5 tRNA genes are annotated in these 547 nt (G+C 52.1%); all 5 read right to left on the bottom strand.

The annotated features are described in order from the left end of the window. Positions 1 to 5 precede the first annotated feature (5 nt). The 5 genes from BZG25_RS15660 to BZG25_RS15640 all read right to left on the bottom strand — a co-directional run bounded on the left by BZG25_RS15660 (position 6) and on the right by BZG25_RS15640 (position 544). Positions 6 to 90 (bottom strand) — tRNA-Leu (locus tag BZG25_RS15660). A 45-nt stretch (positions 91 to 135) separates the two neighbouring features. Then, positions 136 to 222, bottom strand: a tRNA-Leu gene (locus BZG25_RS15655). Between the two features lie 41 nt (positions 223 to 263). Then, positions 264 to 340 (bottom strand) — tRNA-Met (locus BZG25_RS15650). A 9-nt stretch (positions 341 to 349) separates the two neighbouring features. Next, positions 350 to 424, bottom strand: a tRNA-Gln gene (locus BZG25_RS15645). Positions 425 to 459: 35 nt separating this feature from the next. Then, positions 460 to 544 (bottom strand) — tRNA-Leu (locus tag BZG25_RS15640). Between the last annotated feature and the right edge of the window lie 3 nt (positions 545 to 547).

Here is a 547-nt window from a genome sequence, read left to right as displayed (position 1 = left end):
TGATATGGTGCGGAAGGAGAGACTTGAACTCTCACACCTTGCGGCGCCAGAACCTAAATCTGGTGCGTCTACCAATTCCGCCACTTCCGCAAATTTGTATGATAGATCGGCGGGCGGGCCGAGTATCAATTGTCTTGGTGCGGGGGGAGGGACTTGAACCCTCACGTCCTTTCGGACACTAGCACCTGAAGCTAGCGCGTCTACCAATTCCGCCACCGCCGCAAATCGGTGCGATTTACTGCGTTAGCAACAAATCGGAATAATGGTGGCTACGACGGGATTCGAACCTGTGACCCCATCATTATGAGTGATGTGCTCTAACCAACTGAGCTACGTAGCCAACCTAAAGTGGCTGGGGTACCAGGATTCGAACCTGGGAATGACGAGATCAAAACCCGTTGCCTTACCGCTTGGCGATACCCCAATTTTCATGCCGCTAAATGCCACATGTTTAAATAATGGTGCGGAAGGAGAGACTTGAACTCTCACACCTTGCGGCGCCAGAACCTAAATCTGGTGCGTCTACCAATTCCGCCACTTCCGCATT

The sequence above is a fragment of the Salinivibrio sp. ML198 genome, assembly GCF_001996015.1.
GTDB lineage: Bacteria > Pseudomonadota > Gammaproteobacteria > Enterobacterales > Vibrionaceae > Salinivibrio > Salinivibrio siamensis.
Note: the sequence above shows the minus strand (reverse complement) of the source record. Positions and strands in the feature narration are given on the sequence as shown.